We start from the raw sequence: 25463 nt of genomic DNA, 5'->3' as shown, positions 1-25463 counted from the left end.
ATGACGATCCCACCGATTCCCCGCACCGCAGAGGGCGGCGTGGGCGCGCGGCGGCTGCCGTCGACCGGCCTGCTCGCAGACCGTCTCGACCGCCCGATGCGGGATCTGCGGATCTCCGTCACCGATCGCTGCAACTTCCGCTGCGGCTACTGCATGCCGAAGACCGTGTTCGGGCGCGACTACGCGTTCCTGGACCGCGACGAGCTGCTGACCTTCGACGAGATCGAGCGGATCGCGCGGATCGCCGTCGCCCACGGCGTCCGCAAGCTCCGCCTCACCGGCGGCGAGCCGCTGCTGCGCAAGGGCATCGAGGAGCTCGTGGCCCGCCTCGCGGCGCTGCGCACGCCCGAGGGCGACCGGCCGGAGATCGCGCTCACGACGAACGGCTCCGCCCTGCCCGTGAAGGCCGCCGCGCTGCGCGAAGCGGGTCTCGACCGCGTGACGGTGTCCCTGGACTCGCTCGACGACGCGCTGTTCCAGGAGATCAACGACGTCCGTTTCCCCGTCTCCCGTGTCCTGGACGGGATCGACGCGGCCCTGTCCGCCGGATTCCCGACCGTCAAGCTGAACATGGTGGTCAAGCGCGGCCTGAACGACGGCGAGATCGTGGACATGGCGGCCCGCTTCAAGGGGACGCGGTGCACGCTGCGGTTCATCGAGTTCATGGACGTCGGCACCTCCAACGGCTGGTCCCTCGACGCCGTCGTTCCGTCCGCCGAGGTCGTGGACCGCATCTCGGCGGTCTTCCCGCTGGAGCCGGCGGAGGCGACGGCCCCGGGCGAGACCGCCCAACGCTGGCGCTACCGGGACGGAGAGGGCGAGATCGGCGTGATCTCCTCGGTCACGCAGGCCTTCTGCGGGACGTGCAACCGGGCCAGGATCTCCACGGACGGCAAGCTCTACACGTGCCTGTTCGCCGACGAGGGGCACGACCTGCGCGCCCTGCTGCGGGGCGGGGCCGACGACGAGCGGCTGTCGGCGGCGATGGCCGGGATCTGGGGCGCGCGGGACGACCGCTACTCGGAGATCCGCTCCAGCCTCACGCCGGAGCTGCGCGCCGCCCGCCAGCGGATCGAGATGAGCTACATCGGCGGCTGATCCCGGTCCTCATCGGTTCTCGAGCGGGTTCAGAGTCCCACCCACTCGGAGACGCCGTCGTCGTAGTGCTGGCGCTTCCAGATGGGGACCCCGCGCTTGATCTCCTCGACGAGCCGCTCGCACGCGGCGAAGGCCTCGGCGCGGTGCCCGGCGGACGCGGCGGCGTAGAGGGCGACGTCCCCGATCCGGAGGTCGCCCACGCGATGCGTCGCCGCGACCCGCAGGCCCGTCTCGGCGGCGACCCGCTCGACGATCTCCGTGAGGAACCGGGCCGCCTCGGGGTGCGCACGGTAGTCGAGCGCGCGCACCGGGCGACCGCCGTCGTGATCACGGACAACCCCGCGGAACGTCACGATCGCACCGTGCGCGTCCGAGCCCACGGCGGCGTCCACCGCGGCCTCGTCGATCGGCCCCTCGGCGATGGCCGGCGCTGTCTCGGTCATGCTCGAACCCCTTCTCCGGCCGCGGCCCCCGCGACCTCCTCGACCGCGGGCGGAGCCGGTTCGGCGCCCGCCTGCCCGGCCTCCACCTCGCCGCCGATCGCGACGAACGCACGGATCCCCCCGGCGAGGTAGCGGGCGTCGATTCCCCGCTCCCGCAGCGTCCGCACGGCACGACGGGACCGTGGATCGCGCTCGCAGTAGACCACGACGGGCGCGGGTCCCTCCGGATCCTCGCCCGCGTCGAGGCGGCCCAGCGGCAGCAGCCGGGCTCCGGGGATCCGGCGCAGCGCGGTCTCGTCCGGCTCCCGGACGTCCACGAGCCGCAGGGGCTCTCCGGCGCGGATCGCGCGCAGCACCTCGGCCGCGGAGACGGCGTCGCGCTCATCGCGCTCGCCGGCCGGCGACTCCGGCTCGAGAGCCGTGACCCGAGGCGCGTCCTCATCCGCACGGTAGGCGATCTCCCGGGTGCGTGCAGTGAGCGCGTCGTACACGAGAACACGCCCGAGCAGCGGCTCCCCGATCCCCGTCACCAGCTTGATCGCCTCCGTCGCCAGGAGGGAGCCGATCGCCGGGCACAGCGTCGGGAGGACACCGCCGAGCTCGCAGGACAGCGCCTCGTCGCCGGAGGGCGGTTCCGGGAAGAGATCGCGGTAGGTCGGGCCGTGGCCGCGCCAGGCGATGCCGACCTGGCCGTGGAATCGCAGGATGGCGCCCCACACCAGCGGCTTGCCCGCGAGGTCCGCCGCGTCGTTGGCGAGGAAGCGCGTCGGGAAGTTGTCGCTGCCGTCCACGAGTAGGTCGTAGTCCTCGAGGAGGGCGGGGAGGTTGTGCGCTCCGAGCCGCTCGCGGTGAGCGTGCACGACGGTGTCCGGATCGATGGCCCGCACCGCGTCGGCGAGCGAGTCGACCTTGGCGCGCCCGAGATCTGCCACGCCGTGACTGAGCTGGCGGTGGAGGTTCGACAGCTCGACGACGTCGTCGTCCACGACGCCGATCGTGCCGACCCCGGCCGCGGCCAGCATGGGCACGACGGCGCTCCCGAGTCCGCCGGCCCCGATGACGAGGACGCGCGCGGCCCGCAGTCGACGTTGCGCGTCCTCCCCGAACCCGGGGAGCATGAGCTGACGGCTGTAGCGGGCGATGCGCGCGGAGTCCAGGGCAGGACCCGGCTCGACGAGCGGGATCATGCCGGAAGTCTACGCGGGCTTCTCCACTCTGCGGCAGAGTTCTTCCGCCATGCGAACATAGATTTCCGCATGCGGGGTAGGATGGGGCAATGGTGAACGTGACGGTCCGGTACTTCGCAGCGGCTGCTGAGGCCGCGGGCCGGGAGCAGGAGGACATCGCGCTGCCGGAGCAGCCGACGCTCGCCGCCCTGCGTGACGTGCTCCTGGAGCGCTACGGCGACGCCATGGCCGCGGTCCTGCGATCGGGTTCGTTCCTCGTCGACGGCGTCGTCCGCCGTCGCCTGGACCACCCCGCACACGGTACCGTCGACATCCTGCCCCCTTTCGCCGGAGGATGACGCCACGGCGGCAACCCCCGCCCCGACGCCGGGCGACGACACGAGCGGAGACCCCATGAGCGAGCTGACCCACCTGCGCGAGGACGGATCCGCGCACATGGTCGACGTGACCGACAAGGCCGTCACGCGTCGCGAGGCCCACGCCCAGGCCGTGCTGATCACCACCGAGGAGGTCGTGGCGAAGATCGCCGACGGCTCGCTGCCGAAGGGCGAGGCGCTCGGCACCGCGCGGCTGGCCGGGATCATGGGCGCGAAACAGACCTCCGCGCTGATCCCGCTGTGCCACCCGCTCCCCCTGACCAAGCTCGCCGTCGACCTCGAGCCGAGCGGCGACCGCGTGCGGATCGTCGCGACCGCCGTCACCACCGGGGTCACCGGCGTGGAGATGGAGGCGCTCACGGCGGCGAGCATCGCCGCGCTCACCCTCTACGACATGATCAAGGCCGTCGACAACCGCGCCGTCATCACCGACGTGTGCGTCCTCGCGAAGTCCGGCGGCAAGAGCGGCGACTGGACCCGCGAGGCCGAGTGAGCCGAGCCCCGCTCATCGTTCCCGGCGGCGCGTGCGGCGCACCCACGCCCCCGCTGAGTCCGACGACAGCGCCAGCAGCGCGACGCACTGCAGCGTGGCGATGAGAAGGGTGCCGTCGAGCCCCGGGACCATCGACCCGTCGAGGTAGTCGATCGCGACGGTGAGGATCCCGAGCGTGAGCAGCACGATGAGGACCGCCCGCGCCCGTCGTCCCCGCCGCAGCACGAGCACCGCCATGACCACCTGGGCCGCGACGACCCCGGCCAGAACGAGCACGATCCCCGCTGTGACGACACGGACGTCTCCCGGGGACCCGGCGAGCGCCTCCCACAGGTCCGGGTCGAGCAGGATTGTCAGAAGCTGGATCACGCCGAGCACCATCACGATCACGGCGCCGGCCGCCACCGCCAGCGGCATGCGACGGACGACGTCCTCCGGCGTGGGGGTCTCGTGCGCGGGAAGCGGGGCGTCCGCGGGTGGGGTCGGGGCGGCGACCCCGGTCAGGTCCACGATCGGGAGGTTCCCGTCCGTGACGAAGCGGTCTCCTCCGCCGTTGCGGGCGTGATAGCCCGTGGTGAAGTCGTGCAGCAGCCGCACCCGCACCGCCGGGTCGGCCTCCTGCAGCGAGGACACGACGTGATCGCGCTCGACGTCGGTGTTCTCATCGATGCGATGGGTGACCTGGAGCGTGAAGAACGACAGCCCGACGTCCGTGTCGTAGGTCCCGGCCCCCAACCAGTCCGTGCGGGCCCCGCCGGGCAGCAGCCACCCCTCCGGGGTGTGCCAGAACCGGACGTGGTGGCGCTGCTTGGGGTTGCCGGCCACCTCCTGCTGGTACGCCACGTCGTGGCGGCGACCGAAGAGCATGAGCGGTGAGACCGGCGCCGTCGGATAGCTGCGCCGGGTGAGCGTGGAGGCGATGATCCCCCAGGTCGAGGCGGCCGTGATCTCGTCGGCGCGGTGCCAGCCGGCCGCGGACATCGCCGCGTCGAGCTGCGCGGCCGAACCGTCCGCGCCGAGGTTGACCGGATCCCCGAGCAGGCCGTCGGCCGTCCGGGTCCGGCCGAAGAAGTAGTCCGGGACGTACAGGTCCGACAGCATCCGGTGGAGCCGGGGAAGGGCGAGATACGCGAGGATCGCCCAGACCGGGATGAAGAGCAGCCACGCCCAGGGCGTCCGGAACCCCTGCACCGCGATCACGACGGCAAGCCAGACGGCGGAGGCGGTGCCGATCAGGAACGCGACACGATCGAACACCGTCGCCGGAGGCAGCGGCTGCTGCATCTGCACCGCCCACCGGCGGCGCGTGTGGTGGTCGTCCGTCGCGCTCATCCGCCTCTCCCCCGGTGCTTCCCGTCGCCGTGCCGCTCGGCTCAGCCCGCCAGGCGCTCGCGCAGGAGCGCCAGGTCGGCGTCCTCCAGCCCGCCGGCCCGCAGATACGCGGCGGCGCCGCCGCGCTCGTCGGTCCACGCGAGCGCCGCCTCGATCGCCGCCGGGGGCGTCGCGGTCACGAGCGCCTCGATCTGCGGCACGCGCGGAACGCCCCACGACTCCGCGCGTGCGAGCATCCGCTCGGCCCAGGGGCCGGCGAGGTTCGACGCGCTGACGGCGTAGTCGGCCACCACGGCGTCGCGCTCGGCTCCGACGGCGTCCAGCAGGAGCGCGGTCGCGACGCCCGTGCGGTCCTTCCCCGCGGTGCAGTGGATGAGGACGCCGGAGCGCTCGTCGGCCGAGCGCGCGACGATCCGGGCGACCTCGGCGAAGGAGGCCGCCCCGCTCTCCAGCATCCCGACGTAGAGCCGCTCCAGCGTCGGGATCCGCTCCAGCAGAGCGCGAAGTGCCGCGGGGTCGGCGAGAGCCGCCCCCGCGCCCGCCGGCATCGACATGGCCCCCTCGAGGATCGACAGCGAGACGGTGCGCAGCGCCGGGATCTCGGGCAGCAGGTTCGGCGCGTCGCCGCGCTCGGCCTCCGTGCGGAAGTCGACGATCGTGCCGACACCCGTCGCCGCGAGGTCGTCCCGCCCCGCGTCCGTCAGGGAGGACAGCGCGTCGGATCGGTAGAGCACGCCCGACCGGGTCTCGCCGCCCGAGCGCAGCGGGGTGCCGCCGGTGTCGCGGGAGTTGTAGGTCCCGTCGATGAGCGGGGCGGCGGACGACGACATGGGCACTCCTCGGCTCGGCGGCGGGCGTCGCGGACGCGACGCCGCTCCCCCGAGCGTAGCGACCGCCGCCTGCCGGCGCCCGCGTCATCGCGACCACTCCCGATCGGATAAGATGGTCAGGTTGTTCCTTCCTGGTGACGTGTCCGAGCGGCCGAAGGAGCACGCTTGGAAAGCGTGTGTTGTGCAAGCAACCGAGGGTTCGAATCCCTCCGTCACCGCCAGAAAGCAAGACGGGTCTCCGCGTCAGCGGGGGCCCGTCTTGCTTTCTCCCGATACCCGCGGGATTCGGGGAGAAGCACGCCGAAGGCGAGCATCGGAGTCCCTCCGTCACCGCCAGACTGTCCGCTCATCCGGTCACGGCGAGCCCGTCGCGGATGGCGTCCGCGACCCGATCCGCGGCCTCTACGGGGGCGAGGTGGCCGACGCCGTCGAGGATCAGGGGTTCCGACGCCCCTGGGATCGCCGCGCGGAGCCGGTGCGCCTGTTCCACCGGGATCCACGGGTCCTCCCCACCCCACCCGATCGTCACCGGGCAGCGGATGTCCGCGAGACGTTCGACGAGCGGTCTCGTGTCGGCCGGACGGAGCGCGGCGATCTGTCGGTAGAACCCGGACTGGCCCTCGGCGTCCGTCCACGGCTCGCGGAGGACGGCGAGCGCGGCGGCGGGCAGCGTCCCGTTCCCGGCGCCCGCGATGTACTCCGTCACCAGCGCGGCGTGCAGTCGCGGCGGCAGGGCGGCGAAGACGTCCGCGTGCTCGGCGACCAGCCGGAAGAACGGGGAGCCCCACGGATCGAGCGTCACCACGTCCCAGAGCGCGAGGCTCGCGTAGTCCCTGCCCTGCCGCAGGTGGGCGCCGAGCGCCACCGCTCCCCCGACGTCATGGGCGACCACGTGCGGTCGCTCGAGTCCGAAGCGATCCAGGAGCGCGGCGAGCCGGGCGCCCTGCGTCCCGAGACCCAGCGGAACAGAGGGATCCTTCGTCGACCGGCCGTATCCGGGCATGTCCCAGAGCAGGACCGGCCGGTGCCTCGCGATGTCGATGGCCGCCTCCGCCCACACCCGAGCCGACCACGGCGTGCCGTGGCAGAACACGACCGTGTCGGACACCGGGCCGTCGCCCAGGCGGTACGTCGCGATCGTCGCGCCGTCGAGCTCGACGAGGACCGGATCGGGCAGCGACGGGATCGTGACGACCATGACCGCACCCTACGCGCGGCCGCCGACACGCTCGCTCAGCCCGCGGGGGTCCGGATCCCCAGGATCGTCGTGCCCTCGGGGGACGGCAGAGGGAAGAAGCCGAGGCGCTCGTAGAACGCGGCGGCGGCGGTGTTCTCCGGGTTCATCCCGAGATGCAGCGCCGGCACGCCTCGACGGCCGAGCTCGGCCAGCAGGGTCTGCACGAGCTGACGCCCGAGGCCGAGGCCTTGCGTCTCGGGGAGCAGATCGATGTGCAGGTGTGCGGGGTACTCCGCCGCGTTCGGCTCCCTGCCGGGACCACGGTCGTCGGCGTAGTCGAGCAGCCGGTCCTGGCGCGTGGGCTCGGCCTCTCCGGAGCGGCGGTAGCGATCCCGACGGCTCGGCCACCACTCGTCGCGGAACCACCGTTCGAACTCGTCCGTGTCCGCCGTGGACACGATGTAGCCGATCGTCCGTGCGTCGTCGGACTCGACGACCCAGCACAGGCCGGGATCGTGCACGGCGTAGGGCACCGCGAACAGATCGCCCCACAGGGCGTCGTCCGCGAGCATGCCGGTCGCATCCCCGCCCGAGTCCGCCGTCTTCAGGCACACCTCGACCAGGGCGTCGCGGTCGGCGGGACGATACGGACGGATGTGCGGCACGAGGGCTCCTCGGGGCGAAGAAGGGCGGGGTGCGATCAGCCTATCGACCCGGCACCGAGGGCGTCGGCGGCCCTGCGACCTCCCGGCGACGAGCCGGGCCGACCCACGCCCAGAAGGCCGCGGCGAGCACCAGCCCGACCCCGACGCCGACGAGGGCGCCCCCGACGGTGTCGCTGAACCAGTGCACACTGAGCACCGTCCGGGAGAAGGCCATCGCGACGATCCAGACGATGCCGCCGAGCACCGCGCCACGGCCGGGGAAGAGGATCCACAGCACGACCGCGATCGTGGCGGCGTTGGCGGTGTGGCCGGACGGGAACGAGCCGAAGTCGGAGGCGACGAGCAGGTCCTCCGGTCGCGCGCGGCCCAACAGGTGCTTGATGCCCTGCACCGCCACGGCGCTGCCCGCGAAGGCGACGAGCGCGAAGAGCGCGTGACGCCATCCGCGCCGCCACAGCGCGAGACCCGCGATCGCCAGAGGGATCAGGAACGTCGCCACCCAGCCGCCGCCGATCACGTTCATCGCGAGGGCGAAGCCGACGAGCCCCGGCAGTCGCAGCCCGCCCATCGCGCCGTTCCACGCCTCGTCCAGGGCTTCCGGGAACGGCGCGGACATCCCGACGAGGACGGCCAGGACGGCGGCGAGTCCGAGGCACGAGAGTCCCGTGATGAGGGCGGCGCGTCTGGTCATCCGCCCATTCTGCCGTCCAACGCCGTGACGGTCGTTGAGCGAGCGAAGCGAGACGACACGCGGCGACCCGATGCGGGGCGTTTCTTCTCGTCGCGGCGCTCCTCGCTCAACGACCAGAAGGGCCGCCGGACATGCCGAGGCGTCCGCCGCGCGGTCGCGACGGACGCCTCGGCACCCGGTGTCCTCAGCCTTTCGTCGACCCCGCGAGGAGCCCCCGCACGAAGTACCGCTGGAGAGCGAAGAACACGATGAGCGGGACGATGATCGACACGAAGGCCCCTGCGGTGAGCAGATGCCAGTCGTTGCCCCTCGTCCCCGTGATCTCCGCCAGCAGCTTCGTGATCGGCGCCGCGGCTCCGTCGGCGAACACGAGCGCGACGAGCAGGTCGTTCCAGACCCAGAGGAACTGGAAGATCGCCACGGACGCGATCGCCGGCATCGTCAGCGGCAGCACGATCCGGAAGAAGATCTGGCCCCGCGATGCTCCGTCCACGCGCGCGGCCTCGATGATCTCCCCCGGGATCTCGGACATGAAGTTGTGCAGCAGGTAGATCGCCAGCGGCAGGGCGAACATGGTGTGCGCCAGCCACACCTGCGCGTATCCGCCGGCAGCCCCCAGCGGGAGCGTCACCGGCAGCCCGAACAGGGTCAGCCCGCGCGAGAACGAGCTGAGCAGCGGCACGAGGGCCATCTGGATCGGCACGATCTGCAGGGCGAACACGAAGATGAACAGCGCGTTGCGTCCCTTGAAGTCGATCCACGCGAACGCGTACGCCGCCATCGAGGCGATCATGAGCGGCACGATCGTGGCCGGGATCGTGATCGCGATCGAGTTGACGAACGACTCGATCATGGTCAGCTGCGTCGTCCCCGACTGCAGCACGTCCACGTAGTTCTCGCCGGTGACCCGGGGATTCAGGAAGAACTCCCACCACCCGCTGCTCTGGATGTCGTCCCGCGGGCGGAACGACGAGATGAACAGCCCCAGGGTCGGGATCGTCCACAGGATCGCGATCAGGATGGACGCCACCGACGCCCAGGGCCGGGACAGACGCTTGCGGGCGCGACCGGCGGAGGCCTCCAGCCCCCGACCGGTGGTGATCGCGCGCGTCGTCGTCTCGGGCGCGGTGGAGGAACTCGTCGGGGCGCTCATCGGATCTCCCGCTGCTTCTGGATCTGGCGCGCGTTGTAGATCACGATCGGCAGCACCAGGATGAAGAGGATCACGGCCAGCGCGGCGCTGCGCCCGCCCTCGAACTTCGTGAACTGGGTGTACATCTCGTTCGCCAGCACCGAGGTCTCGTAGTTGCCGCCTGTCATGGTGCGGACGATGTCGAAGACCTTCAGGGAGGCGATCGAGATCGTCGTGAGGACCACGATCAGCGCCGGCCGGATCGCCGGCACGGTCACCGAGATGAACCGCTGCCAGGGGTTCGCGCCGTCGAGCTCCGCGGCTTCGAGCAGCTCCGCCGGCACGCCCTTGATGGACGCGGAGAGCACGACCATCGCGAAACCGGTCTGCACCCAGATCAGCACGACGATGAGGAACAGCGTGTTCCACGGCGGGTTGAGCAGCCACTGCTGCGGCTCTCCGCCGAACCAGACGAGGATCTGGTTCAGCAGGCCGATCTGGTCGAACTCCTTGCCCCGGTACTCGTACATGAACCGCCAGATGATGCCGGCGCCGACGAACGAGATCGCCATCGGCATGAACACGAGCACCTTGTAGATCTTCTCGCCGCGAGTGCGGTCGATGAAGACGGCGTAGGCGAGTCCGACGATCGTGGAGACCGTCGGCACGAGCAGCACCCACACCACCGTGTTGAGCACGACGCGGAGCCCGTCCGGCTGTCCGAAGATCCACAGGTAGTTGTTGAGGCCGACGAAGTCCTTGCCCGACGAGTTCATGAACGAGGCCACGAACGTCTGCAGCGTCGGAAGGATCAGACCGACCATGAGCAGCAGCATCGCGGGCGCCATGAAGGCCACGAGCTGGATCAGATAGCCCCTGCCCTCGCGCGATCGATAGTCGAGGAGGAAGAAGAGCCCTCCGACGGCCACGGCGACGCCCATCGCCCAGTAGTAGGAGTTGAACACCCACATCACGATCAGCGGGATGAGCAGGCACATCGCCAGGCGGATGCCGGTATAGAGCGCGCCCGATCGGGGCGCGATGTCGACGAGGAGCAGGATGATCGCCACCACCAGCGCGAACGCGATGACGACGACGACGGCCTGCAGGATCGGGTGCATCGTCCCGACCCATTGGAAGAACGCGGTCACAGGTGTCCCTTCCCCATGGTGCGAGGACCGGAAGGCGGGCCGCCCCCGTGGAGCGACCCGCCTTCGCGATCGATCAGCCCTGCGGCCAGCCCGACTCGATCTGGCTCAGGACCTCGTCCGTCGCCGTCCCGTTGATCCAGGCCACCATGCCCTTCCAGAACGTGCCCGCGCCCACGGCGCCCGGCATCAGGTCGGACGCGTCGAAGCGGAACGTGGTGTCCGGGTCCTGCAGGATCTTGATGGTCTCCTGCAGGATCGGGTCCTTGGCGTTCTCCGGGTCGAGCCCGTTGTTCGCGGAGGTCACGCCGCCCAGGCTCACCCGGCTGTTGGCCCACTCGGGGCTGGACAGGTAGGCGAGCACCTTCTGCACGGCCGGCTTGTCGCTGAACGCGCCGACGATCTCGCCCGCGCCGGTCACCGACTTCTGCGCCTCGTCCACGCCCGGGAGCATGAACGCCCAGACGTCGCCGTCCTCGGCGATGGTCGTGCCCTCGGGGAAGAAGCCGGAGAGGAACGACGCCTGGTGCGTGAGCGCGCAGGAGCCGTCCGCGACCTTCGCGGCGACGTCGCCGAACGCCGTGGAGTTGATCGAGCGCACGTCGCCGAAGCCGGCGTTCACGTAGGCGGGGTTGAGCAGGATCTCGCCGACCTTGTCGAACGCGGCCTTGATGTCCGGGTCCGTGAACTTCACGTCGTTGGTGATCCACTTGTCGTAGACCTCGGTGCCGCCTTCGCGGAGCACGTAGTCCTCGATCCAGTCCGTTCCCGGCCAGCCGGTGGCGGTGCCGGACTCGAACCCGGCGCACCAGGGCGCCGAGCCGGTCTTGGACTGGATCGTCTGCGTGAGGGCGACGAGCTCGTCGAGGGTCTTCGGCGGGGTCACGCCCCACTCGGTGAACTTCGCCGGCGAGTACCAGATCCAGCCCTTGACGTTCGCCATCAGCGGCGCCCCGTAGAACGTGCCGTCGACCGTGCCGTAGTTGACCCAGTCCTCGGTCCAGTACTCGTTGGCGTTCTTCTCGACCTCTTCCGGCGCCGGCTTCAGGAAGTCGCGCGAGGCGAAGTCGGCGAACAGGCCCGGCTGCGGGAAGATGCCGATGTCCGGCGGGTTGCCGCCCTGCGCGCGCGTGCCCACCTGCGTCTCGAAGTCCTGGCTGCCCTCGTACTTGATCGTGATGCCCTCTTTGTCGGCCCACTCCTTCCAGGACTCCTGGAGCAGCTTCGCCTCGTCATCGACGATCGTGCCGTAGACGGTGACGGTGTTGTCGTCGCTGCCGCCTCCGCCTCCGCCGCCTCCGGGGGCCGCCCCGGGGGCTCCGCATCCGGCGAGCGCGACTCCGGCCGCACCGAGCAGGGCCAGCGGTGCGAGCCGCCGATAGCGCTGTGACAGAGCCATGTGATCTCTCCTCTTCGAGTCTCACGATCCCCGTCGCCGGGCCCAGCGCCCGCGACGTCGTAATCAGGAACCGATTCCAGGCCAAACTACTGGCCTTTCGCTCACGCGCACAATCCCGGCAACATCACAAGCCGGCAAAGTTTCGGGCCTCCCGAAGCGGTCGATCCGGCGGGTCATGGGAGCGCTCCCGCGGAATCATGCGGGAATCGTGATGGAACCGGTTCCGCATCGCGGTCACGCGGCGCTACCCTGGCAGAGCCGCGCAGCGCGGCCGAGGAGGGCCCCATGAGCACGATCGCGGACGTCGCCGCGCGCGCCGGCGTCGCCAAGGCGACGGCGAGCCGCGCGCTCAGCGGCACGGGATACGTGGCCGAGGCGACGCGCGAGCGGGTGCGACGCGCCGCGGAGGAGCTGTCGTACGTGGCCCACTCCAGCGCGACGAGCCTTGCGACCGGCCGCACGCGCGCCGTGGGCGTGGTGATGCCCTCTGTCGCGCGCTGGTACTTCGCGGAGCTGCTCGCGGGCATCCAGCACGCGCTCATCGAGAACGGTCTCGACCTGGTGCTCTACAGCGCCGTCGAGGGCAGCAGCGACCGGGCTCGCATGCTCGATCACGCGCTGTCGCGTCGCCGCTTCGACGGCCTCATCGCCGTCTGCATCCAGCCGGCGGCGCACGAGCTGGAGCGCCTGGCGGCGATGGGCCTTCCGCTCGTCACCGTCGGCCCTGTGGAGCCGGGCCTCACCAGCAGGGGCGGCATGAGCATGGTCTCGATCGACGATGCCGCCGCTGCGCGGGTCGTCACCGAGCATCTGATCGACCTCGGCCACGAGGACATCGCCTTCGTCGGCGGCATCCCGGACACCGTCCGCTCCGGGCTCGGGGACGAGATCCGCGCCGAGGGCTACCGGTCGGCGATGACGGCGGCGGGCCTGGCGGAGCGGGTGAGGGTCGTGCGCTCGGCGTCCACGATGCCCGACGCCTTCGTCGCCGCCGCGGACCTGCTCGGCGACCGCCGCCGGCGCCCGACCGCGATCGTGGGCGTGTGCGACGAGGCCGCGGTCGGGGCCATCATCGCGGCACGGCGGCTGGGGATCGCGGTGCCGTCGGAGCTCAGCGTCATCGGCATCGACGACCACGGCTTCGCGGAGATGTTCGCCCTCACCACCATCCGGCAGAGTCCCCGCGCGCAGGGCGCCGACGCCGTGCGGCTGCTGCGGATGCGTCTGGAGTCACCCGAGGCGCGTGCGGAGCGCGTGATCGCCCCGGCGACGCTCGTGGTGCGTTCCTCCACCGCCGCGCCGCGCACCTGAGGGACCGGCGTTCCTGAGGGATCGGCGGCACGGCCCTGGACGCACGAAGGCCCCGGGGCGAACCCGGGGCCTTCGCAGAGCTGTCGGCCGTGCGGCCGGTGCCGGGGCGACACCGCGAGGCGGTGGCGACCCGGCGGGGCTCACTTGAGGGTGACCGAAGCGCCGGCCTCCTCCAGAGCGGCCTTGGCCTTGTCGGCGGCCTCCTTGTTGGCGCCCTCCAGGACGGCCTTGGGGGCACCGTCGACGAGAGCCTTCGCCTCGCCGAGGCCGAGCGAGGTGAGCTCGCGGACGACCTTGATGACCTGGATCTTCTTGTCGCCGGCGGCCTCGAGGACCACGTCGAACGAGTCCTTCTCCTCAACGGCGGCGCCACCGTCGCCCGCGGCGGGGGCACCCGCAGCGGCAACCGCGACCGGAGCGGCAGCGGTCACGTCGAAGGTCTCCTCGAAGGCCTTCACGAACTCGGAGAGCTCGATGAGGGTGAGCTCCTTGAACGCGTCGAGCAGCTCCTCGGTGCTGAGCTTTGCCATGATGTTTCTCCTTGATTTGGGGTTCTACGACGCCGGGGCCTGGATCAGGCCGCGGACTCCTGCTTCTCGCGCAGCGCGTCGACCGTGCGGACGGCCTTCGACGGCAGAGCGTTGAAGACGAATGCCGCCTTCGTCATCGAGGCCTTCATCGCGCCGGCGAGCTTCGCCAGCAGGACTTCACGGCTCTCGAGGTCGGCGAGCTTGTTGACCTCATCCGCGCTCAGCGGGTTGCCATCGAAATAGCCGCCCTTGATCACGAGAAGAGGGTGTGCCTTGGCGAAGGCACGCAGACCCTTCGCGACGGCGACCGGGTCGCCGTGCACGAACGCGATGGCCGAGGGACCCTTGAGGTCCTCGTCCAGCGACGAGATCCCCGCGTTGTTCGCGGCGATCTTGGTCAGCGTGTTCTTCACCACGGCGTACTCCGCGTCCTGACGGATGCTGTTGCGGAGCTCCTTGAGCTCGGCAACCGTCAGACCGCGGTACTCGGTGAGCAGAACGGCGGTCGAGTCCTCGAAGTTCTTCGTGAGCTCGGCGACCGATGCTTCCTTCTGCGCCATGGCCACTCCTTGTGTGTACGAGATGCCTCACGGAGGTGGGGCATCGACCTCGACTCCGGTGGTTCCGGGCGCTGCGGGCAAGAAAAAACGCTCCGCGCAAGCGACGGAGCGTGGCCGGTCATCCGGCGAAACGATCATGTCCCCTGCGCGGGCCCCTGCTGAGCAGTGCTTCGATCGTCATACTTGCGCACAACGATGACCGGCGGTCTTCGGTTGGTTCCACTGTACGCGACCCCCGCGTCCCCCGCCAAATCGTGCGGGCGGGCAGCGACGCGGCGGCGTGTACAGCGGGACGCGTCGGCGGGGCGGCGTACGCTCGGAGGGTGACCCCGGAACTCGAAGCGCGCATCGTCGCGGACTCGCGCGACCGGGTCGCCTGGCTGCGGGCGCGGGCGCGAGGGATCACCGCCACGGACGTCGCGGGGCTCACCAGCGAGCGCTCGATCGCCCGCGCCGCCGACGCCAAGCTCGGCGCAGGGCCCCGCTTCGCCGGCAACGCCTATACGGACCACGGACGCCGCCGCGAGCCCGAGATCGCGGCCTGGGTCGCCGCCACGCACGGGATCCTCCCCTCCTCGGCCCTCTTCCGCTCCGCGGGAGAGGCGCGCCACCTCGCGACGCCCGACGGGATCATGGTCGATGCGGAGGGCCGGATCCTCCTGGCCGAGATCAAGACCACCAACAAGTCCTGGCGGGCCATTCCCCGCACCTACCTGCGGCAGGTCTGGTGGCAGCAGCACGTCCTGGGCGCCGAGCGCACCCTGTTCGTCTGGGAGGAGCACGAGGACTTCTCCCCCGTCCACGACGAGCCGCACTGCGTGTGGATCGACCGGGACGAGCGGGAGATCTCCCGGCTCGTCGGGCTGGCGACGGACCTCATCGACGAGCTGTACCGCCGGACGACCGGCCGTACGCCGCCGAGCCGGACCGCGGTGCCGGCGGAGAGCCGGCGCGAGGCGCTGCGCGAGCGGGACATGTTCCGCGCCCTCGCCCTCGCCGACTGACCCGTCGCGCGGGCGTTCGGCCTCCGGGGATCAGCTGTAGGTGCAGGTGGGCTGCGTCAGCGGGCCGAGCAGTCCCTGCGTATAGGTGAACGTCCGCTCGGTCGCCGACGTCCAGGCCCCGATGCCCGTGCGGAACTTGGCCGTGAAGCTCTGGCCGAGGAGGCTTCCCAGCAGCCCGCTGAGCAGGGAGTTCGTGAACGTCGTGGTGTAGACGCCGTTGACCGGCCCCGTCGTCGGCATGCTCTGCCACTGCCCCGTGCCGATCTTCCACTGCGCATTGGAGACGGGGAAGGCGTCGTAGGGCGGGGTCGCGGACGGCCAGGTCCACGTGATCTGCACCACGTCGCCCCCGAGCAGCACGCTCCGGCACAGCGGCACGCCGGTGATCGTCGGGGGCTGGAGCACGATCGTCGTCGCGACCGCCGTCGCCCGCTCACTGTCCGTGTACGCCGCCATCGTCTGCTGCACCGGCATCGGCGTGCCTCCCCCGGCCGCGACGCCGAGCAGCGCGAGCCCGAGAACGCCGGCCAGCAGCCGCCGGACCGCCCTCATCGCTCCTCCCCGTCCCGGCCGCCTGCGGAGGCGTCCGCGTCCCCGTCGCGGCGCCGCCGACGGACCCCGCCGAGGATCACCGCCAGCGCACCGCCCACGAGCAGCACCGCTCCGACCACGATCACGGCGACCGGGACGTCGGCGCCGGTCGGGGGCAGATCGGACGGCGGACCGACGCCCGCACCCTCGCCGAACCCGTCGGCGCGGACCTGCAGCTCGGTCGACGCCGCGGCGGCGGACGCGTCCGCGGACGGCGCCAGCGACACGTCGAGCCTCAACGCGCCGACGGCGGCCGCATCGAACTCGCCGAGCGGAACCCGCACCCCGTCGCGGCGCACCTCGCCGTCGCGCAGGAGCACCGTCTCGCCGCCCGGACACACCTCGCCCTGCCAGTCACGCAGACACAGCCGTGCGTCCACGGTCAGTCCGACGCCGCCCGTCGCGACGAGGCCGACCGCGATTCGTCCCGGATCCGGGGCGTCGGCGCTGATCCGGACGTCCCAGCGCAGGACGTCCCCCGCCGACAGCCGCGACGCCGCCGCCCAGTCCGCGGTCGACTCGAGTCGCAGATAGCGTCCCTGCACGACCTCCGTCGTCGTGGCGGCGAGCGCCGGCGCCGCGACCCCGAGGACGAGGCCGAGCGCGAGGAGCACCGCACCGGCGCCACGGAGCCGGCGGGGACGCGACGCGACACTCATGTCCGCCGGTCCCTCCGCAGGGTGCCGCTGGCGACAGCGGCGACCGCGCCCACCGCACCCGCGGGCGACGTCTCACCCGCACCCGTCGCCTCGCCAGCCGCGTCCGGGTGGTCGCGGCCGCCCTCCCGCGGCCAGAAGGCCCACACCACGAGCAACGCGGCCGCCACCGTGATCCCGCCCATGACCCACGGCGAGCCGAGCGCGACGATGACGTGCGCCACGGCAGGGATGGAGCCGCGCACGATGCGCACGGTCTCCACCGTGTACGGGGCGGGATCCTCGACGTCGTTCGCGTCCCCCTTGAGCGTGAGCACCCGGGATCCCTCGGTCGGACCGGGTGCCGTCGCGGTGACACGGTGCGTGACCGGCAGCTCCCCGGGCCGGTCGACCGTGACGACGTCCCCCACATGGGCGTCCGCGGCGGGGATCTGCTGCACGAGGGCCACGGATCCGGCCGGGATCGCCGGGCTCATGGACCCGGTCTTGAACATCATCAGGGAGAACCCGCCGGTGACGGCGAGGATCACGAGGAGGATGCACGCGGCCCCGCCGATCGCGGCCAGGGTCAGCGCCGCCTCCCGGGTGCCGCGTCCGACGGCGCGCAGGGCGCGTCCGAACCTCATTCCCGCCTCCTCACGCCGTCGGCGTCGTCGCCGTGAACGTCCAGGTCGGCCGCACATCCCCGCCCTGGGATGCGTTGTCGGCCTGGACGGGGAGCTCCAGCACGACGCAGAACGTCACGATGTTCGTCCCGCCGGCCTGCAGCGCGCCCGTCGCCGTGGGGAGGGGGATGTTCTGCACCCCGGTCGCCACGGCCGTCGTGGGCGTGCTCGTCGTGCACGACGGCGCGGCGGACGGATCCGTGGTGGTCGAGACCGCGACACCGACCTTGAGCGCGTTCTGCAGCGCCGCACTGGCTCCGGTCGGCGCACTCGTCCCGTCGGCGCCCGTCACCGTCACCGCGGACAGGCTCACGGTGCCGGGAACCGTCCCCTTGTTCCGGATCTGGATCCACGCGGCGCGCTTCTGTGCGGGATAGAGGCCCGTGGCCGCGAGCGGGAGCTGCACGACCGGCGTGCGCGGCGAGTCGACGAACGCCCCCAGGTCGGTGCGCGCCTCGATCGCGAAGGTGCCGGCCGTGATCGTCGAGGTCGCCGCCTCCTGGTCGGTCCAGGCGGCGAAGGTCAGGGACGCGCCGACGCCGAGCACGAGACCGCCCGCGAGCAGCGCCCGCAGCCGACGGGAGCGGGTCCTCATCCGCTCCCGTCGCCGGCGTCGCGTCGTTTCGCGTCGGCTCACGACGGACTCAGCTCGACGTGGCCGTGAACGACCAGGTCGCCGTCGCGTCCGCGCCCTGGACCAGCCCGGTGCCCGCCGTCACCACGAAGCAGAGCTGCTGGGCCGCGCCCGGGGTGGCCGCGTCGGTGCCCTGGGCGAGGGCGAGGTCCGCACCGTCCGTGAAGGCGGACAGCGAGCTGCCGGAGGCCACCAGGGAGCCGGTCGTCGCCGATGCGTTGCACGTGGCGCCGGCGGCGATCGCGTAGACCGAGTAGGAGAGGTTCGCCTCGTTCCCGCCGGTTCCGGCGGCGACGGCGGTGGCGGTCAGGGAGGCGGGCGTCGTCGTGCCGGCGGCGAGACGCACCCAGAACGGCGCGTAGACGACGTCGCCCGGCGTCAGGTTGTCGGCCAGCGGCAGGGTGAACGCCAGCGACGCCGCCGCATCCCCCTCGTCGACGTTGTGGTCGTCGTACCCGGTGGTCGCCGACGTCGTCGAGCCCTCCAGGTTGAACTGCCCGGCGCCGAACGTGCCGGTCGCGAACTCGGAGTCGTTCCAGGCGGCCAGCGTGACGGCCGCCCCGACGCCGAGCACGAGCCCTCCGGCCAGCACCGCCATCACCTTGCGGCGATCGGTCTTCTTCGACATGCGTGTCTCCCCTCGGGAATCGGGTCGGCGCCCCTCGCGCCCCTCATCGCCATCCTGGACGCCGGGATCCGGAACCGCAATATCGGGATACCGATCCCTCGCGGGCCAATTGGTTGACTTCTATCCACCATCGGCATATAGTTGACTTCTCTCAACCACTTTCAGGAGTTCAATGACCGCCGTCCCCGCCCCCGCCACGATGTCCCACCGTCAGGTGCTCGAAGCCCTCTCCGGCCTGCTGCTGGGGATGTTCGTCTCGATGATCGCCGGCACCGTCGTGTCCACGTCGCTACCGGTGATCGTGCACGACCTCGGCGGCGACCAGAACGCCTTCACCTGGGTCGTCACCTCGACGCTGCTCACGACGGCCATCGCGACGCCGATCTGGGGCAAGCTCGCGGATCTGTTCAACCGGAAGCTGCTCATCCAGATCGCCCTGGTCATCTTCGTGGGCGCCACCGCTGCGGCAGGCTTCTCCCAGGACGCCGGGATGCTCATCACCTTCCGTGCGGTCCAGGGTCTGGGCGCCGGCGGCCTCGCCGCACTGAGCCAGATCATCATGGCGGACATCATCAGCCCCCGAGAGCGCGGGCGCTACATGGGCCTGTTCGGCGCGGTCATGGCCGTCGCGACGGTCGGAGGCCCGCTGCTCGGCGGATTCCTCACCGACGTCGCCGGCTGGCGGTGGAACTTCTACGTGTCCGTGCCGTTCGCGATCGCGGCGCTGATCATCCTCCAGCTCACCCTCAAGACGCCCGCCGCCACACGACGGGCCCGGATCGACTATCTCGGCATCGTCCTGTTGTCCGCCTCGGTCGCGCTGCTGCTGATCTGGGTCACCAGCGCCGGGCAGAGCTTCGACTGGTGGAGCACCGAGACCGTCCTCATGGTGGGCGGATCGATCGTCGGCGCGGTGCTGTTCGTGATCGTCGAGCTCAAGGTCTCCGAGCCCCTGGTGCCGCTGCGGATGTTCCGCAACCGCACGTTCACGCTGTCGGTGGTCGCCTCCATCGCCATCGGCATCGCGATGTTCGGCACCTCGGTCTTCCTCAGCCAGTACATGCAGATGGCGCGCGGCGCCACCCCGACCCAGGCCGGCCTGATGACCCTGCCGATGATCGCGGGACTGCTCGGGGCGTCCATCATCGTCGGCCAGCTGATCACGCGCTACGGCCGCTGGAAGGGCTACCTGGTCGCCGGGTCGGTCCTGTTGATCGCCGGGTCGGCGCTGCTGGCGACGCTGCACTACGACACGAACTTCGTCCTCGTCTCGGTGTACATGTTCGTGCTCGGCGCCGGTGTCGGCATGACCATGCAGAACCTGGTCCTCATCGTCCAGAACACCTCGCGTCCCGAGGACCTCGGCGCCGCGAGCTCCGGGGTGACGTTCTTCCGGAGCCTCGGGGGCACGGTCGGAGTGTCCGTGATGGGCGCGGCGCTGGCCACGACCGTGTCGCAGCTGTTCAGCGACCGGGCGGCGGATCTCCAGGCGGCGATCGCGTCGCTGGGGAAGAAGGGCGCCGAGGTGGCGCAGCAGCTCGCCTCCGGAGCGCTGCCCGAGGTGCACGCGCTCCCCGAGGCGGTCCGGGTCATCGTCGAGGACATCTACGCCCAGGGCATCGCGACCTCGTTCCTCATCGGCGTGCCGCTCGCAGTCGTCAGCCTCATCGCCGTGGTCTTCCTGCCGAACACGCCGCTGACCCGTCTGACCACGCGCGAGCGGATGGCGGCCGCCGAGGCGGATCTCGCCACGGTCAGCGCCCCGCAGGCCATGGACGCGATCCCCGCGACCGGTCCGGTCCCGACCACGAGGACCCGCGGTGAGTGACCCCGCCGCCGACGAGCGCACCGAGGCCCTGCACGCGCTCGAAGCCGAGTTCGGCGAGCTGTTCTCGCGGGTCCGGCGCCTCTACCTCGCCGGCGCGGAACGGGTGGCCCCCGGGCTGTCCCCCGGTGCGTACAAGATGTTCTCCCTGATCGCGCGCCGCGGCGAGATGACCGCCTCCGAGCTGGCGGAGCGGACGCTGTCCGACAAGTCGCTGGTCAGCCGGATGGTGCGGGAACTGGAGGGGCAGGGACTGATCCGGCGGATCCCCGACCCGCGCGACAAGCGCTCCAGCCTCCTCTCGGCGACTCCGGAGGGCCTGGACCGGCTCACAGCGGCCCGACGCCACGACGACGAACGCCTCGTCCGAGCCCTCGAGGACTGGGAGCTCGCCGACATCCGCCAGCTCACCCGCCTGCTGCGCGCGCTCTCGCAGGGCGACGTGCCGTCCGCGGACTGAACGCTCGCCCGGCCCGGCCGGATCCGCGTCAGTCCGCGGCGGGGGCCTCGGCGAGCGCGAGGACGGCGCCGAGAGCGTCGCGGCGCACGGCGATGGTCGGGCCGGCCGGGTCCACGATCACGCCGGTCAGCTCGGGGTGACCGGCGAGCACCTTGCCGATCTGCTCGCCGGAGAAGGGCATCGGCTGGTCGCCTCGCGCGAGCGCCACCACTTCGAGCGGGTGCGAGAAGACCTGGAGGAAGCGCGAGCCGTCCGCCGCCCGGGCCTCCGCGACGCCGAACTGGCCGTCCTCCCCCGGGGCGCTCACCGCGACCCAGAAGCGGGCCGTGGCCAGCGCCTCGCCGACCTTCGCCTCAGAGTCCGCCTCGCGCGGCGCGGCCAGCAGCGTCTTCAAGGTGAGGTTCGGATCCGCCTGCTCCAGGGCCTTTGCGAGGACCTCCCGCGGGAGCACCACGCGATGCGGCGCCGAGGCGTTGTCGATGATGAGGCCCGCGAACGGTCCGTTCACGACCTGCTGGAGCACGGCCTGCACCGGCTGGACGACCGCACTGGTGGCGGCGGGGTCCTGCTCGAGCTGTACGGAGTCGCGCACGGCCGACGCCGAGCTGAAGGCCAGCATGAACGTGTTCTCGCCGTCCTTGACGATCCCGACCGAGAGCGGCTTGCCCGCCTGGAGCTGCTCGCCCGCGTCGCCCTGGACGCGCAGGAAGAGATGACCCTGCAGCGTCTGCCGCAGCACCCCCAGCAGGACCTCGTTCGACGCCCCCTCCTCCAGCTCGGCGAGCGCTTCGCGGAGGAGGACGTTGTCCTTCATCCCCGGGATCGACTCCGTCTGGGCCGGCGGGTCCACGGGAGCGAGCGGCAGTCGGCGCTGCGCGGGAACCGCAGGCGCCGCCGGCGCGGGTGCGGCGGACACGCTCGGTGCCGCGGCCTCGTTCGACGCAGCGGAGGCCGTTCCCTCCTCGGCGATGAGCCCCGACACGTCGTGCCCGGCAGGTGAGCCGAGGCCCCGGAACGCCTGCACGGACACCGCGACCTCCGGGACCGCGTCCGGCGTCGGGGCGTCGGTGGCCTCGGAGACGTCCGTGGATCCGGCCACCGTCCCGTCCCCGGGAGCGACGCCCGCGGGCGTCTCCTCCGCGGGTGCCTCGGCGGCGGTGCTGACGACGTCGTCCTGCTTCTTGCGGCGCGAGAAAAGACCCATCGGGCCAGCCTAGCCGCCGCGCCTAGAGCTTCTGGATCGGGGCGATCTTGATCAGCAGCTTCTTGGCCCCCGCGGTGTCGAACCGGACGTGGGCGACGCGCTTCGCGCCCTCGCCGGTGACCTGGTCCACCCGCCCCTCACCGAAGTCGTCGTGACGGATCCGGTCTCCCGCCGCCAGTTCGAGGTCGCCGTTGTCGCGCACCTTGCCCGTGACGCGGTTCGGGAACTTGTCCATGGCGGTCGAGAGGGGCTTCAGCCCGTCGGTCTCACGACGGGGCAGTTCCCGCGCCCCGAACCGGTCGCCGCCGCGGCCCCCGGGACGCCGGGCGTTCAGCGCGCGGGACTGGGTCCCGCCGCGGGAGTTCACGTCCCCGGGGGACTGCCGCCAGTCGATGAGCTCGGCCGGGATCTCCTGCAGGAAGCGGCTGGGCATCGCCACCGACACCTCGCCGAACTGCGCCCTCGTCATCGCGAGGGACAGATGCAGGCGCTTGCGGGCACGGGTGATGCCGACGTAGAACAGACGGCGCTCCTCCTGCGGACCACCCGGCTCACCGGCCGAGATCCGGTGCGGGATCAGGTCTTCCTCGACGCCGGTGACGAACACCGCGTCGTACTCGAGCCCCTTGGCGGTGTGCATCGTCATGAGCGAGACCACGCCGCTGGAATCGTCCAGGTCGTCGGCGTCGGACACGAGAGCAACCTCCGTGAGGAAGTCGGCGATCGTGCCCTCGGGGTTGTTGCGGGCGAACTCCCTCGTCACGGCGATGAGCTCGTCGAGGTTCTCCAGCCGCGCCTCGTCCTGCGGGTCCCTGCTCGCGCGCAGCGCGTCCATGTACCCGCTCTTCGACAGCAGCAGCGTCAGCCCCTCGGCGACCGACGTCGGCGCCGCGACCTCGCCCGAGGCGGGGATCATGATCTCCGTCGCCTCCCGGAGCACCGCGTCCAGCTGGGCGATCGCGGCCTGGATCTTGGGCCCGAAGCCGAGCTGCGCGGGATGCGCGAGGGCGTCCCGGAACGTGAGGCCGTGCTCCTCCGCGAAACGGGCGATCGCGGTCTCGGAGACCTCGCCGATCCCACGACGGGGCTTGTTGAGGATGCGGCGGACCGCCATCTCGTCGGCGGGATTGGCCACGGCGACGAGGTAGGCGAGCGCGTCCTTGATCTCCGCCCGCTCGTAGAACTTCGTGCCGCCCATGATCTTGTAGGGCAGCGCCGAGCGGATGAAGATCTCCTCCAGAGCGCGCGACTGCGAGTTGGTGCGGTAGAATACCGCGATCTCGGAGTAGGGCGTGCCGGCGCGATGGATCGCCTCGATCTCGTCCGCGACGAACTGCGCCTCGTCGTGCTGCGAGTAGCCGGTGAAGCCGACGATCCGCTCCCCCGCTCCCCGATCGCTCCACAGCTTCTTCTCCTTGCGGTCGAAGTTGTTGCTGATGACCGCGTTCGCGGCGGAGAGGATGTTCTGAGTCGAGCGGTAGTTCTGCTCCAGCAGGATCACCTTCGCGCCCGGGAAGTCGCGCTCGAATTCGCTGATGTTGCGGATGTCGGCGCCGCGGAACGCATAGATCGACTGGTCGGAGTCGCCCACCACCGTGAGCGAGGCCCCCGGCTCGGCGGGAGTCGTCTCCGGCTCGAAGATCATCATGCCGTTCGAGGCATACGGATCCGGAGCGTCGCCCTGGACGGGCCGGGTCAGCTCGTGGATGAGGGCGTACTGGGCGTGGTTGGTGTCCTGGTACTCGTCCACGAGGATGTGCCGGAACCGGCGGCGGTACGTGTCCGCCACGTGCGGGAAGGCGCGGAACAGGAAGACCGTCTGGCCGATGAGGTCGTCGAAGTCGAAGGCGTTGGCCTTCTGCAGCTGACGCTGATAGTCGGCGAACACCTCGCTGAAGACCCGCTCCGCGGGATCGGCGAGGTTCGCCTGACGCGCGAAGGACTCTGCGTCCTGCAGCTCGTTCTTCAGCTTCGAGATCCGCGACTGGACCGCCGCCGGGGTGTATCCGTAGGCATCGGCCTCGTGCTCCTTGACGAGACGCTTGATGAGGGCGCGGGAGTCGCCGGAGTCGTAGATGGTGAAGGCGGACGTGAAGCCGAACTGCTGCGCCTCGCGCCGCAGGATGCGCACGCACGCGGAGTGGAAGGTGGAGATCCACATCCCCCGCGCCGCGTCCCCGACGAGCTGCTGCACGCGCTCGCGCATCTCCCCCGCCGCCTTGTTGGTGAACGTGATCGCCAGGATCTGGCTGGGCCAGGCCTCCCGCTGACGCAGCAGGAGCGCGATCCGGCGGGTGAGCACACTGGTCTTCCCGGAACCCGCACCGGCCACGATGAGCAGCGCAGGGCCGCGGTAGGTGACGGCGTCGAGCTGCTGCGGGTTGAGGCCGGCGAGCAGGTCGTCGGCGGGAACGGATCCCGGCGCCTGCGAGCCGGTTCCGGGCACGATGAGAGGGGCTTCGGTCATGACCTACCGAGTCTAGGCGCCGCCTCCGACACCGGCCCCCGCCCCGGCACCGCCCCTGCCCCCGTCACTGTTCTCGCATCGCTCCGCCCGAGCGCACACCTCGCAGGTGTATGTTCAACGATGTTACGTACGAAACTGGAGTAGTTAGGTCAAATTCTGATGGCTTTGCACGATTTCACCGGCCGCAAGCCCCGGCCAGCTGGTGCGTCCCGCTCGGCGGCGACTCCCCCGCCGGTCGACCTCGACGAGTTCATGGTCGTCCCCCCGAGTCACCGCGACCGCGTCATGAAGGTCAGCGACTATCGGGCCCACCTCGCACAGGTCGTCACGAGCGGCGAGGTCGTCGAGGTCACCAATCACGGCGCGACAGCTGGATTCTGGGTGCCGGTGGACCGCGTCGCGGACGATGCGAGCAGGGAGGAGCGCGAGCAGGACGCATACTCGCAGATGACCCTGGTCATCGCGACGCTGGCCGCAGCGATGGATCCGGCGGACATGAAGGCGCAGCTGGCCGACCTCGAAGCCCTTCGCGACGCCGAAGGAGCCATCGGATGAGCACGATCCTCGTCGACACCAACGTCATCATCAACGCCCCCGCGCTCGCGTCGCTGATGAGCGCCCATCGCGTCAAGGCGTCCCTCATCACCCGCGGGGAGCTGGTGTTCGGCGTTCGCCGAGCGGAGCGCAGCGGCAACGCACAGGCGGCGAAGATGCGGCGGCTCGTCATCGACACCCTCGACAATCGACGGGCCGGATTCTGGCTGCCCTTCGATCACGCGTGCACCGAGTCCTACGGCATGCTCGCAGATGTCGCACACAGCGCGGCACCCGCCAAGGCACGCAGCAAGGACGCTCTGATCGCTGCGACGGCGCATGCGTACGGTCTCCCGCTGTACACCAGCAACATCAAGGACTTTCAGGTCTTCGGCGAGTTGATCAGCGTCGTGAAGGTCTGA

At 71.1% G+C, this 25463-nt stretch carries 28 protein-coding genes and 1 tRNA gene; 10 read left to right on the top strand and 19 right to left on the bottom strand.

Annotated features, from left to right (window positions below):
• Positions 1-1098 (top strand): GTP 3',8-cyclase MoaA, encoded by a 1098-nt coding sequence (moaA, locus tag V6R91_RS12415; protein WP_271062359.1) that lies wholly within the window; start codon positions 1-3, stop codon positions 1096-1098.
• A 29-nt stretch (positions 1099-1127) separates the two neighbouring features.
• Here moaA and V6R91_RS12410 read toward each other — a convergent pair whose 3' ends face one another.
• Both V6R91_RS12410 and V6R91_RS12405 read right to left on the bottom strand, forming a co-directional pair.
• The gene (locus tag V6R91_RS12410; protein WP_067242367.1) at positions 1128-1541 is read right to left on the bottom strand and encodes a molybdenum cofactor biosynthesis protein MoaE; all 414 of its coding nucleotides are present in this window, start codon (positions 1539-1541) and stop codon (positions 1128-1130) included.
• The gene (locus V6R91_RS12405) at positions 1538-2728 is read right to left on the bottom strand and encodes a ThiF family adenylyltransferase (RefSeq protein WP_336395611.1); all 1191 of its coding nucleotides are present in this window, start codon (positions 2726-2728) and stop codon (positions 1538-1540) included. The genes V6R91_RS12410 and V6R91_RS12405 overlap by 4 nt, the downstream gene beginning before the upstream one ends.
• An 89-nt stretch (positions 2729-2817) precedes the next feature.
• Between V6R91_RS12405 and V6R91_RS12400 the strand changes: the two genes are divergently transcribed.
• Positions 2818-3066, top strand: coding sequence for a MoaD/ThiS family protein (locus V6R91_RS12400; protein ID WP_271062356.1), 249 nt, complete (start codon positions 2818-2820; stop codon positions 3064-3066).
• A 55-nt stretch (positions 3067-3121) separates the two neighbouring features.
• Positions 3122-3598: a cyclic pyranopterin monophosphate synthase MoaC gene (moaC, locus tag V6R91_RS12395; RefSeq protein ID WP_271062355.1), complete on the top strand. Its 477-nt coding sequence runs from the start codon at positions 3122-3124 to the stop codon at positions 3596-3598.
• 12 nt (positions 3599-3610) lie between these two features.
• Here the strand turns inward: moaC and V6R91_RS12390 are convergent, their stop codons facing one another.
• A complete protein-coding gene (locus tag V6R91_RS12390; RefSeq protein WP_336395610.1) occupies positions 3611-4930 on the bottom strand; it encodes an LssY C-terminal domain-containing protein in 1320 nt (439 codons plus the stop codon).
• A gap of 41 nt (positions 4931-4971) precedes the next feature.
• Entirely contained in the window at positions 4972-5760 is a 789-nt protein-coding gene (locus V6R91_RS12385) for a tyrosine-protein phosphatase (RefSeq protein ID WP_271062353.1), read from the bottom strand.
• A gap of 133 nt (positions 5761-5893) precedes the next feature.
• On the opposite strand from V6R91_RS12385, the gene V6R91_RS12380 reads away from it, so the two are divergent.
• Positions 5894-5981: transfer RNA gene (locus tag V6R91_RS12380), tRNA-Ser, on the top strand.
• Between the two features lie 125 nt (positions 5982-6106).
• Here V6R91_RS12380 and V6R91_RS12375 read toward each other — a convergent pair.
• From V6R91_RS12375 to V6R91_RS12350, 6 genes are all read right to left on the bottom strand, one after another.
• The gene (locus V6R91_RS12375) at positions 6107-6958 is read right to left on the bottom strand and encodes an alpha/beta fold hydrolase (protein WP_271063087.1); all 852 of its coding nucleotides are present in this window, start codon (positions 6956-6958) and stop codon (positions 6107-6109) included.
• A 35-nt stretch (positions 6959-6993) separates the two neighbouring features.
• Positions 6994-7602 carry a GNAT family N-acetyltransferase gene (locus V6R91_RS12370; protein ID WP_336395609.1) on the bottom strand — a complete coding sequence of 203 codons (609 nt, stop codon included), beginning with the start codon at positions 7600-7602 and terminating at the stop codon, positions 6994-6996.
• Positions 7603-7642: 40 nt separating this feature from the next.
• Positions 7643-8293 carry a phosphatase PAP2 family protein gene (locus V6R91_RS12365; RefSeq protein WP_336395608.1) on the bottom strand — a complete coding sequence of 217 codons (651 nt, stop codon included), beginning with the start codon at positions 8291-8293 and terminating at the stop codon, positions 7643-7645.
• Between the two features lie 184 nt (positions 8294-8477).
• On the bottom strand, positions 8478-9446 hold the full coding sequence (locus V6R91_RS12360; RefSeq protein ID WP_219085467.1) for a carbohydrate ABC transporter permease: 969 nt from the start codon (positions 9444-9446) through the stop codon (positions 8478-8480).
• Positions 9443-10576, bottom strand: a complete 1134-nt coding sequence (locus tag V6R91_RS12355) for a carbohydrate ABC transporter permease (protein WP_271062217.1) — start codon at positions 10574-10576, stop codon at positions 9443-9445. Before V6R91_RS12355 ends, V6R91_RS12360 begins: the two co-directional genes overlap by 4 nt.
• A 73-nt stretch (positions 10577-10649) precedes the next feature.
• Entirely contained in the window at positions 10650-11972 is a 1323-nt protein-coding gene (locus V6R91_RS12350) for an ABC transporter substrate-binding protein (protein ID WP_271062216.1), read from the bottom strand.
• Between the two features lie 285 nt (positions 11973-12257).
• On the opposite strand from V6R91_RS12350, the gene V6R91_RS12345 reads away from it, so the two are divergent.
• Positions 12258-13283, top strand: coding sequence for a LacI family DNA-binding transcriptional regulator (locus tag V6R91_RS12345; RefSeq protein WP_271062215.1), 1026 nt, complete (start codon positions 12258-12260; stop codon positions 13281-13283).
• Between the two features lie 140 nt (positions 13284-13423).
• On the opposite strand, the gene rplL is transcribed toward V6R91_RS12345, so the two are convergent.
• Together rplL and rplJ are read right to left on the bottom strand one after the other, a co-directional pair.
• A complete protein-coding gene (gene rplL, locus V6R91_RS12340) occupies positions 13424-13813 on the bottom strand; it encodes a 50S ribosomal protein L7/L12 (protein WP_067242331.1) in 390 nt (129 codons plus the stop codon).
• 44 nt (positions 13814-13857) lie between these two features.
• The gene (gene rplJ, locus V6R91_RS12335; protein WP_067242328.1) at positions 13858-14373 is read right to left on the bottom strand and encodes a 50S ribosomal protein L10; all 516 of its coding nucleotides are present in this window, start codon (positions 14371-14373) and stop codon (positions 13858-13860) included.
• A gap of 323 nt (positions 14374-14696) precedes the next feature.
• On the opposite strand from rplJ, the gene V6R91_RS12330 reads away from it, so the two are divergent.
• Entirely contained in the window at positions 14697-15377 is a 681-nt protein-coding gene (locus tag V6R91_RS12330) for a YqaJ viral recombinase family protein (protein WP_231820164.1), read from the top strand.
• A 30-nt stretch (positions 15378-15407) separates the two neighbouring features.
• Here the strand turns inward: V6R91_RS12330 and V6R91_RS12325 are convergent, their stop codons facing one another.
• The 5 genes from V6R91_RS12325 to V6R91_RS12305 are packed head-to-tail and all read right to left on the bottom strand — an operon-like array spanning position 15408 to position 18551.
• Entirely contained in the window at positions 15408-15929 is a 522-nt protein-coding gene (locus V6R91_RS12325; protein WP_271062213.1) for a hypothetical protein, read from the bottom strand.
• On the bottom strand, positions 15926-16627 hold the full coding sequence (locus V6R91_RS12320; RefSeq protein ID WP_336395607.1) for a hypothetical protein: 702 nt from the start codon (positions 16625-16627) through the stop codon (positions 15926-15928). Before V6R91_RS12320 ends, V6R91_RS12325 begins: the two co-directional genes overlap by 4 nt.
• Positions 16624-17250: a S26 family signal peptidase gene (locus V6R91_RS12315; protein WP_336395606.1), complete on the bottom strand. Its 627-nt coding sequence runs from the start codon at positions 17248-17250 to the stop codon at positions 16624-16626. The genes V6R91_RS12320 and V6R91_RS12315 overlap by 4 nt, the downstream gene beginning before the upstream one ends.
• Positions 17251-17260: 10 nt before the next feature.
• Positions 17261-17884: a SipW-dependent-type signal peptide-containing protein gene (locus tag V6R91_RS12310; protein WP_336395605.1), complete on the bottom strand. Its 624-nt coding sequence runs from the start codon at positions 17882-17884 to the stop codon at positions 17261-17263.
• 49 nt (positions 17885-17933) lie between these two features.
• The gene (locus tag V6R91_RS12305; protein WP_271062209.1) at positions 17934-18551 is read right to left on the bottom strand and encodes a SipW-dependent-type signal peptide-containing protein; all 618 of its coding nucleotides are present in this window, start codon (positions 18549-18551) and stop codon (positions 17934-17936) included.
• 172 nt (positions 18552-18723) lie between these two features.
• Here V6R91_RS12305 and V6R91_RS12300 point away from each other — a divergent pair, with 172 nt between their 5' ends.
• Entirely contained in the window at positions 18724-20379 is a 1656-nt protein-coding gene (locus tag V6R91_RS12300; protein ID WP_336395604.1) for an MDR family MFS transporter, read from the top strand.
• Positions 20372-20836: a MarR family winged helix-turn-helix transcriptional regulator gene (locus V6R91_RS12295; RefSeq protein ID WP_067242301.1), complete on the top strand. Its 465-nt coding sequence runs from the start codon at positions 20372-20374 to the stop codon at positions 20834-20836. The genes V6R91_RS12300 and V6R91_RS12295 overlap by 8 nt, the downstream gene beginning before the upstream one ends.
• A gap of 28 nt (positions 20837-20864) precedes the next feature.
• Here the strand turns inward: V6R91_RS12295 and V6R91_RS12290 are convergent, their stop codons facing one another.
• Complete coding sequence (locus V6R91_RS12290) at positions 20865-22040, bottom strand: SseB family protein (RefSeq protein WP_336395603.1); 1176 nt, start codon at positions 22038-22040, stop codon at positions 20865-20867.
• A 22-nt stretch (positions 22041-22062) separates the two neighbouring features.
• Complete coding sequence (locus V6R91_RS12285; protein ID WP_271062613.1) at positions 22063-24507, bottom strand: ATP-dependent helicase; 2445 nt, start codon at positions 24505-24507, stop codon at positions 22063-22065.
• 159 nt (positions 24508-24666) lie between these two features.
• Here V6R91_RS12285 and V6R91_RS12280 point away from each other — a divergent pair, with 159 nt between their 5' ends.
• The gene (locus V6R91_RS12280; RefSeq protein WP_336395602.1) at positions 24667-25062 is read left to right on the top strand and encodes a hypothetical protein; all 396 of its coding nucleotides are present in this window, start codon (positions 24667-24669) and stop codon (positions 25060-25062) included.
• Positions 25059-25463, top strand: coding sequence for a PIN domain-containing protein (locus tag V6R91_RS12275; RefSeq protein ID WP_336395601.1), 405 nt, complete (start codon positions 25059-25061; stop codon positions 25461-25463). The genes V6R91_RS12280 and V6R91_RS12275 overlap by 4 nt, the downstream gene beginning before the upstream one ends.

The sequence above is a fragment of the Microbacterium sp. CCNWLW41 genome (assembly GCF_037083505.1).
The sequence above is the reverse complement of the archived record's forward strand: the minus strand, read 5'-3'. Positions and strand labels throughout refer to the sequence as shown.

Excerpts from the sequence above, each read along its gene's own strand:
- V6R91_RS12360 (WP_219085467.1), bottom strand. The coding sequence starts at position 9,446 with ATGAGCGCCCCGACGAGTTCCTCCACCGCGCCCGAGACGACGACGCGC.
- V6R91_RS12385 (WP_271062353.1), bottom strand. The coding sequence starts at position 5,760 with ATGTCGTCGTCCGCCGCCCCGCTCATCGACGGGACCTACAACTCCCGC.
- moaC (WP_271062355.1), top strand. The coding sequence starts at position 3,122 with ATGAGCGAGCTGACCCACCTGCGCGAGGACGGATCCGCGCACATGGTC.
- V6R91_RS12365 (WP_336395608.1), bottom strand. The coding sequence starts at position 8,293 with ATGACCAGACGCGCCGCCCTCATCACGGGACTCTCGTGCCTCGGACTC.
- V6R91_RS12320 (WP_336395607.1), bottom strand. The coding sequence starts at position 16,627 with ATGAGTGTCGCGTCGCGTCCCCGCCGGCTCCGTGGCGCCGGTGCGGTG.
- V6R91_RS12390 (WP_336395610.1), bottom strand. The coding sequence starts at position 4,930 with ATGAGCGCGACGGACGACCACCACACGCGCCGCCGGTGGGCGGTGCAG.
- V6R91_RS12315 (WP_336395606.1), bottom strand. The coding sequence starts at position 17,250 with ATGAGGTTCGGACGCGCCCTGCGCGCCGTCGGACGCGGCACCCGGGAG.
- V6R91_RS12405 (WP_336395611.1), bottom strand. The coding sequence starts at position 2,728 with ATGATCCCGCTCGTCGAGCCGGGTCCTGCCCTGGACTCCGCGCGCATC.
- V6R91_RS12325 (WP_271062213.1), bottom strand. The coding sequence starts at position 15,929 with ATGAGGGCGGTCCGGCGGCTGCTGGCCGGCGTTCTCGGGCTCGCGCTG.
- V6R91_RS12290 (WP_336395603.1), bottom strand. The coding sequence starts at position 22,040 with ATGGGTCTTTTCTCGCGCCGCAAGAAGCAGGACGACGTCGTCAGCACC.
- V6R91_RS12400 (WP_271062356.1), top strand. The coding sequence starts at position 2,818 with ATGGTGAACGTGACGGTCCGGTACTTCGCAGCGGCTGCTGAGGCCGCG.
- moaA (WP_271062359.1), top strand. The coding sequence starts at position 1 with ATGACGATCCCACCGATTCCCCGCACCGCAGAGGGCGGCGTGGGCGCG.
- V6R91_RS12375 (WP_271063087.1), bottom strand. The coding sequence starts at position 6,958 with ATGGTCGTCACGATCCCGTCGCTGCCCGATCCGGTCCTCGTCGAGCTC.
- V6R91_RS12285 (WP_271062613.1), bottom strand. The coding sequence starts at position 24,507 with ATGACCGAAGCCCCTCTCATCGTGCCCGGAACCGGCTCGCAGGCGCCG.
- V6R91_RS12345 (WP_271062215.1), top strand. The coding sequence starts at position 12,258 with ATGAGCACGATCGCGGACGTCGCCGCGCGCGCCGGCGTCGCCAAGGCG.
- rplJ (WP_067242328.1), bottom strand. The coding sequence starts at position 14,373 with ATGGCGCAGAAGGAAGCATCGGTCGCCGAGCTCACGAAGAACTTCGAG.
- V6R91_RS12305 (WP_271062209.1), bottom strand. The coding sequence starts at position 18,551 with ATGTCGAAGAAGACCGATCGCCGCAAGGTGATGGCGGTGCTGGCCGGA.
- V6R91_RS12300 (WP_336395604.1), top strand. The coding sequence starts at position 18,724 with ATGACCGCCGTCCCCGCCCCCGCCACGATGTCCCACCGTCAGGTGCTC.
- V6R91_RS12275 (WP_336395601.1), top strand. The coding sequence starts at position 25,059 with ATGAGCACGATCCTCGTCGACACCAACGTCATCATCAACGCCCCCGCG.
- V6R91_RS12310 (WP_336395605.1), bottom strand. The coding sequence starts at position 17,884 with ATGAGGACCCGCTCCCGTCGGCTGCGGGCGCTGCTCGCGGGCGGTCTC.
- V6R91_RS12280 (WP_336395602.1), top strand. The coding sequence starts at position 24,667 with ATGGCTTTGCACGATTTCACCGGCCGCAAGCCCCGGCCAGCTGGTGCG.
- rplL (WP_067242331.1), bottom strand. The coding sequence starts at position 13,813 with ATGGCAAAGCTCAGCACCGAGGAGCTGCTCGACGCGTTCAAGGAGCTC.
- V6R91_RS12410 (WP_067242367.1), bottom strand. The coding sequence starts at position 1,541 with ATGACCGAGACAGCGCCGGCCATCGCCGAGGGGCCGATCGACGAGGCC.
- V6R91_RS12350 (WP_271062216.1), bottom strand. The coding sequence starts at position 11,972 with ATGGCTCTGTCACAGCGCTATCGGCGGCTCGCACCGCTGGCCCTGCTC.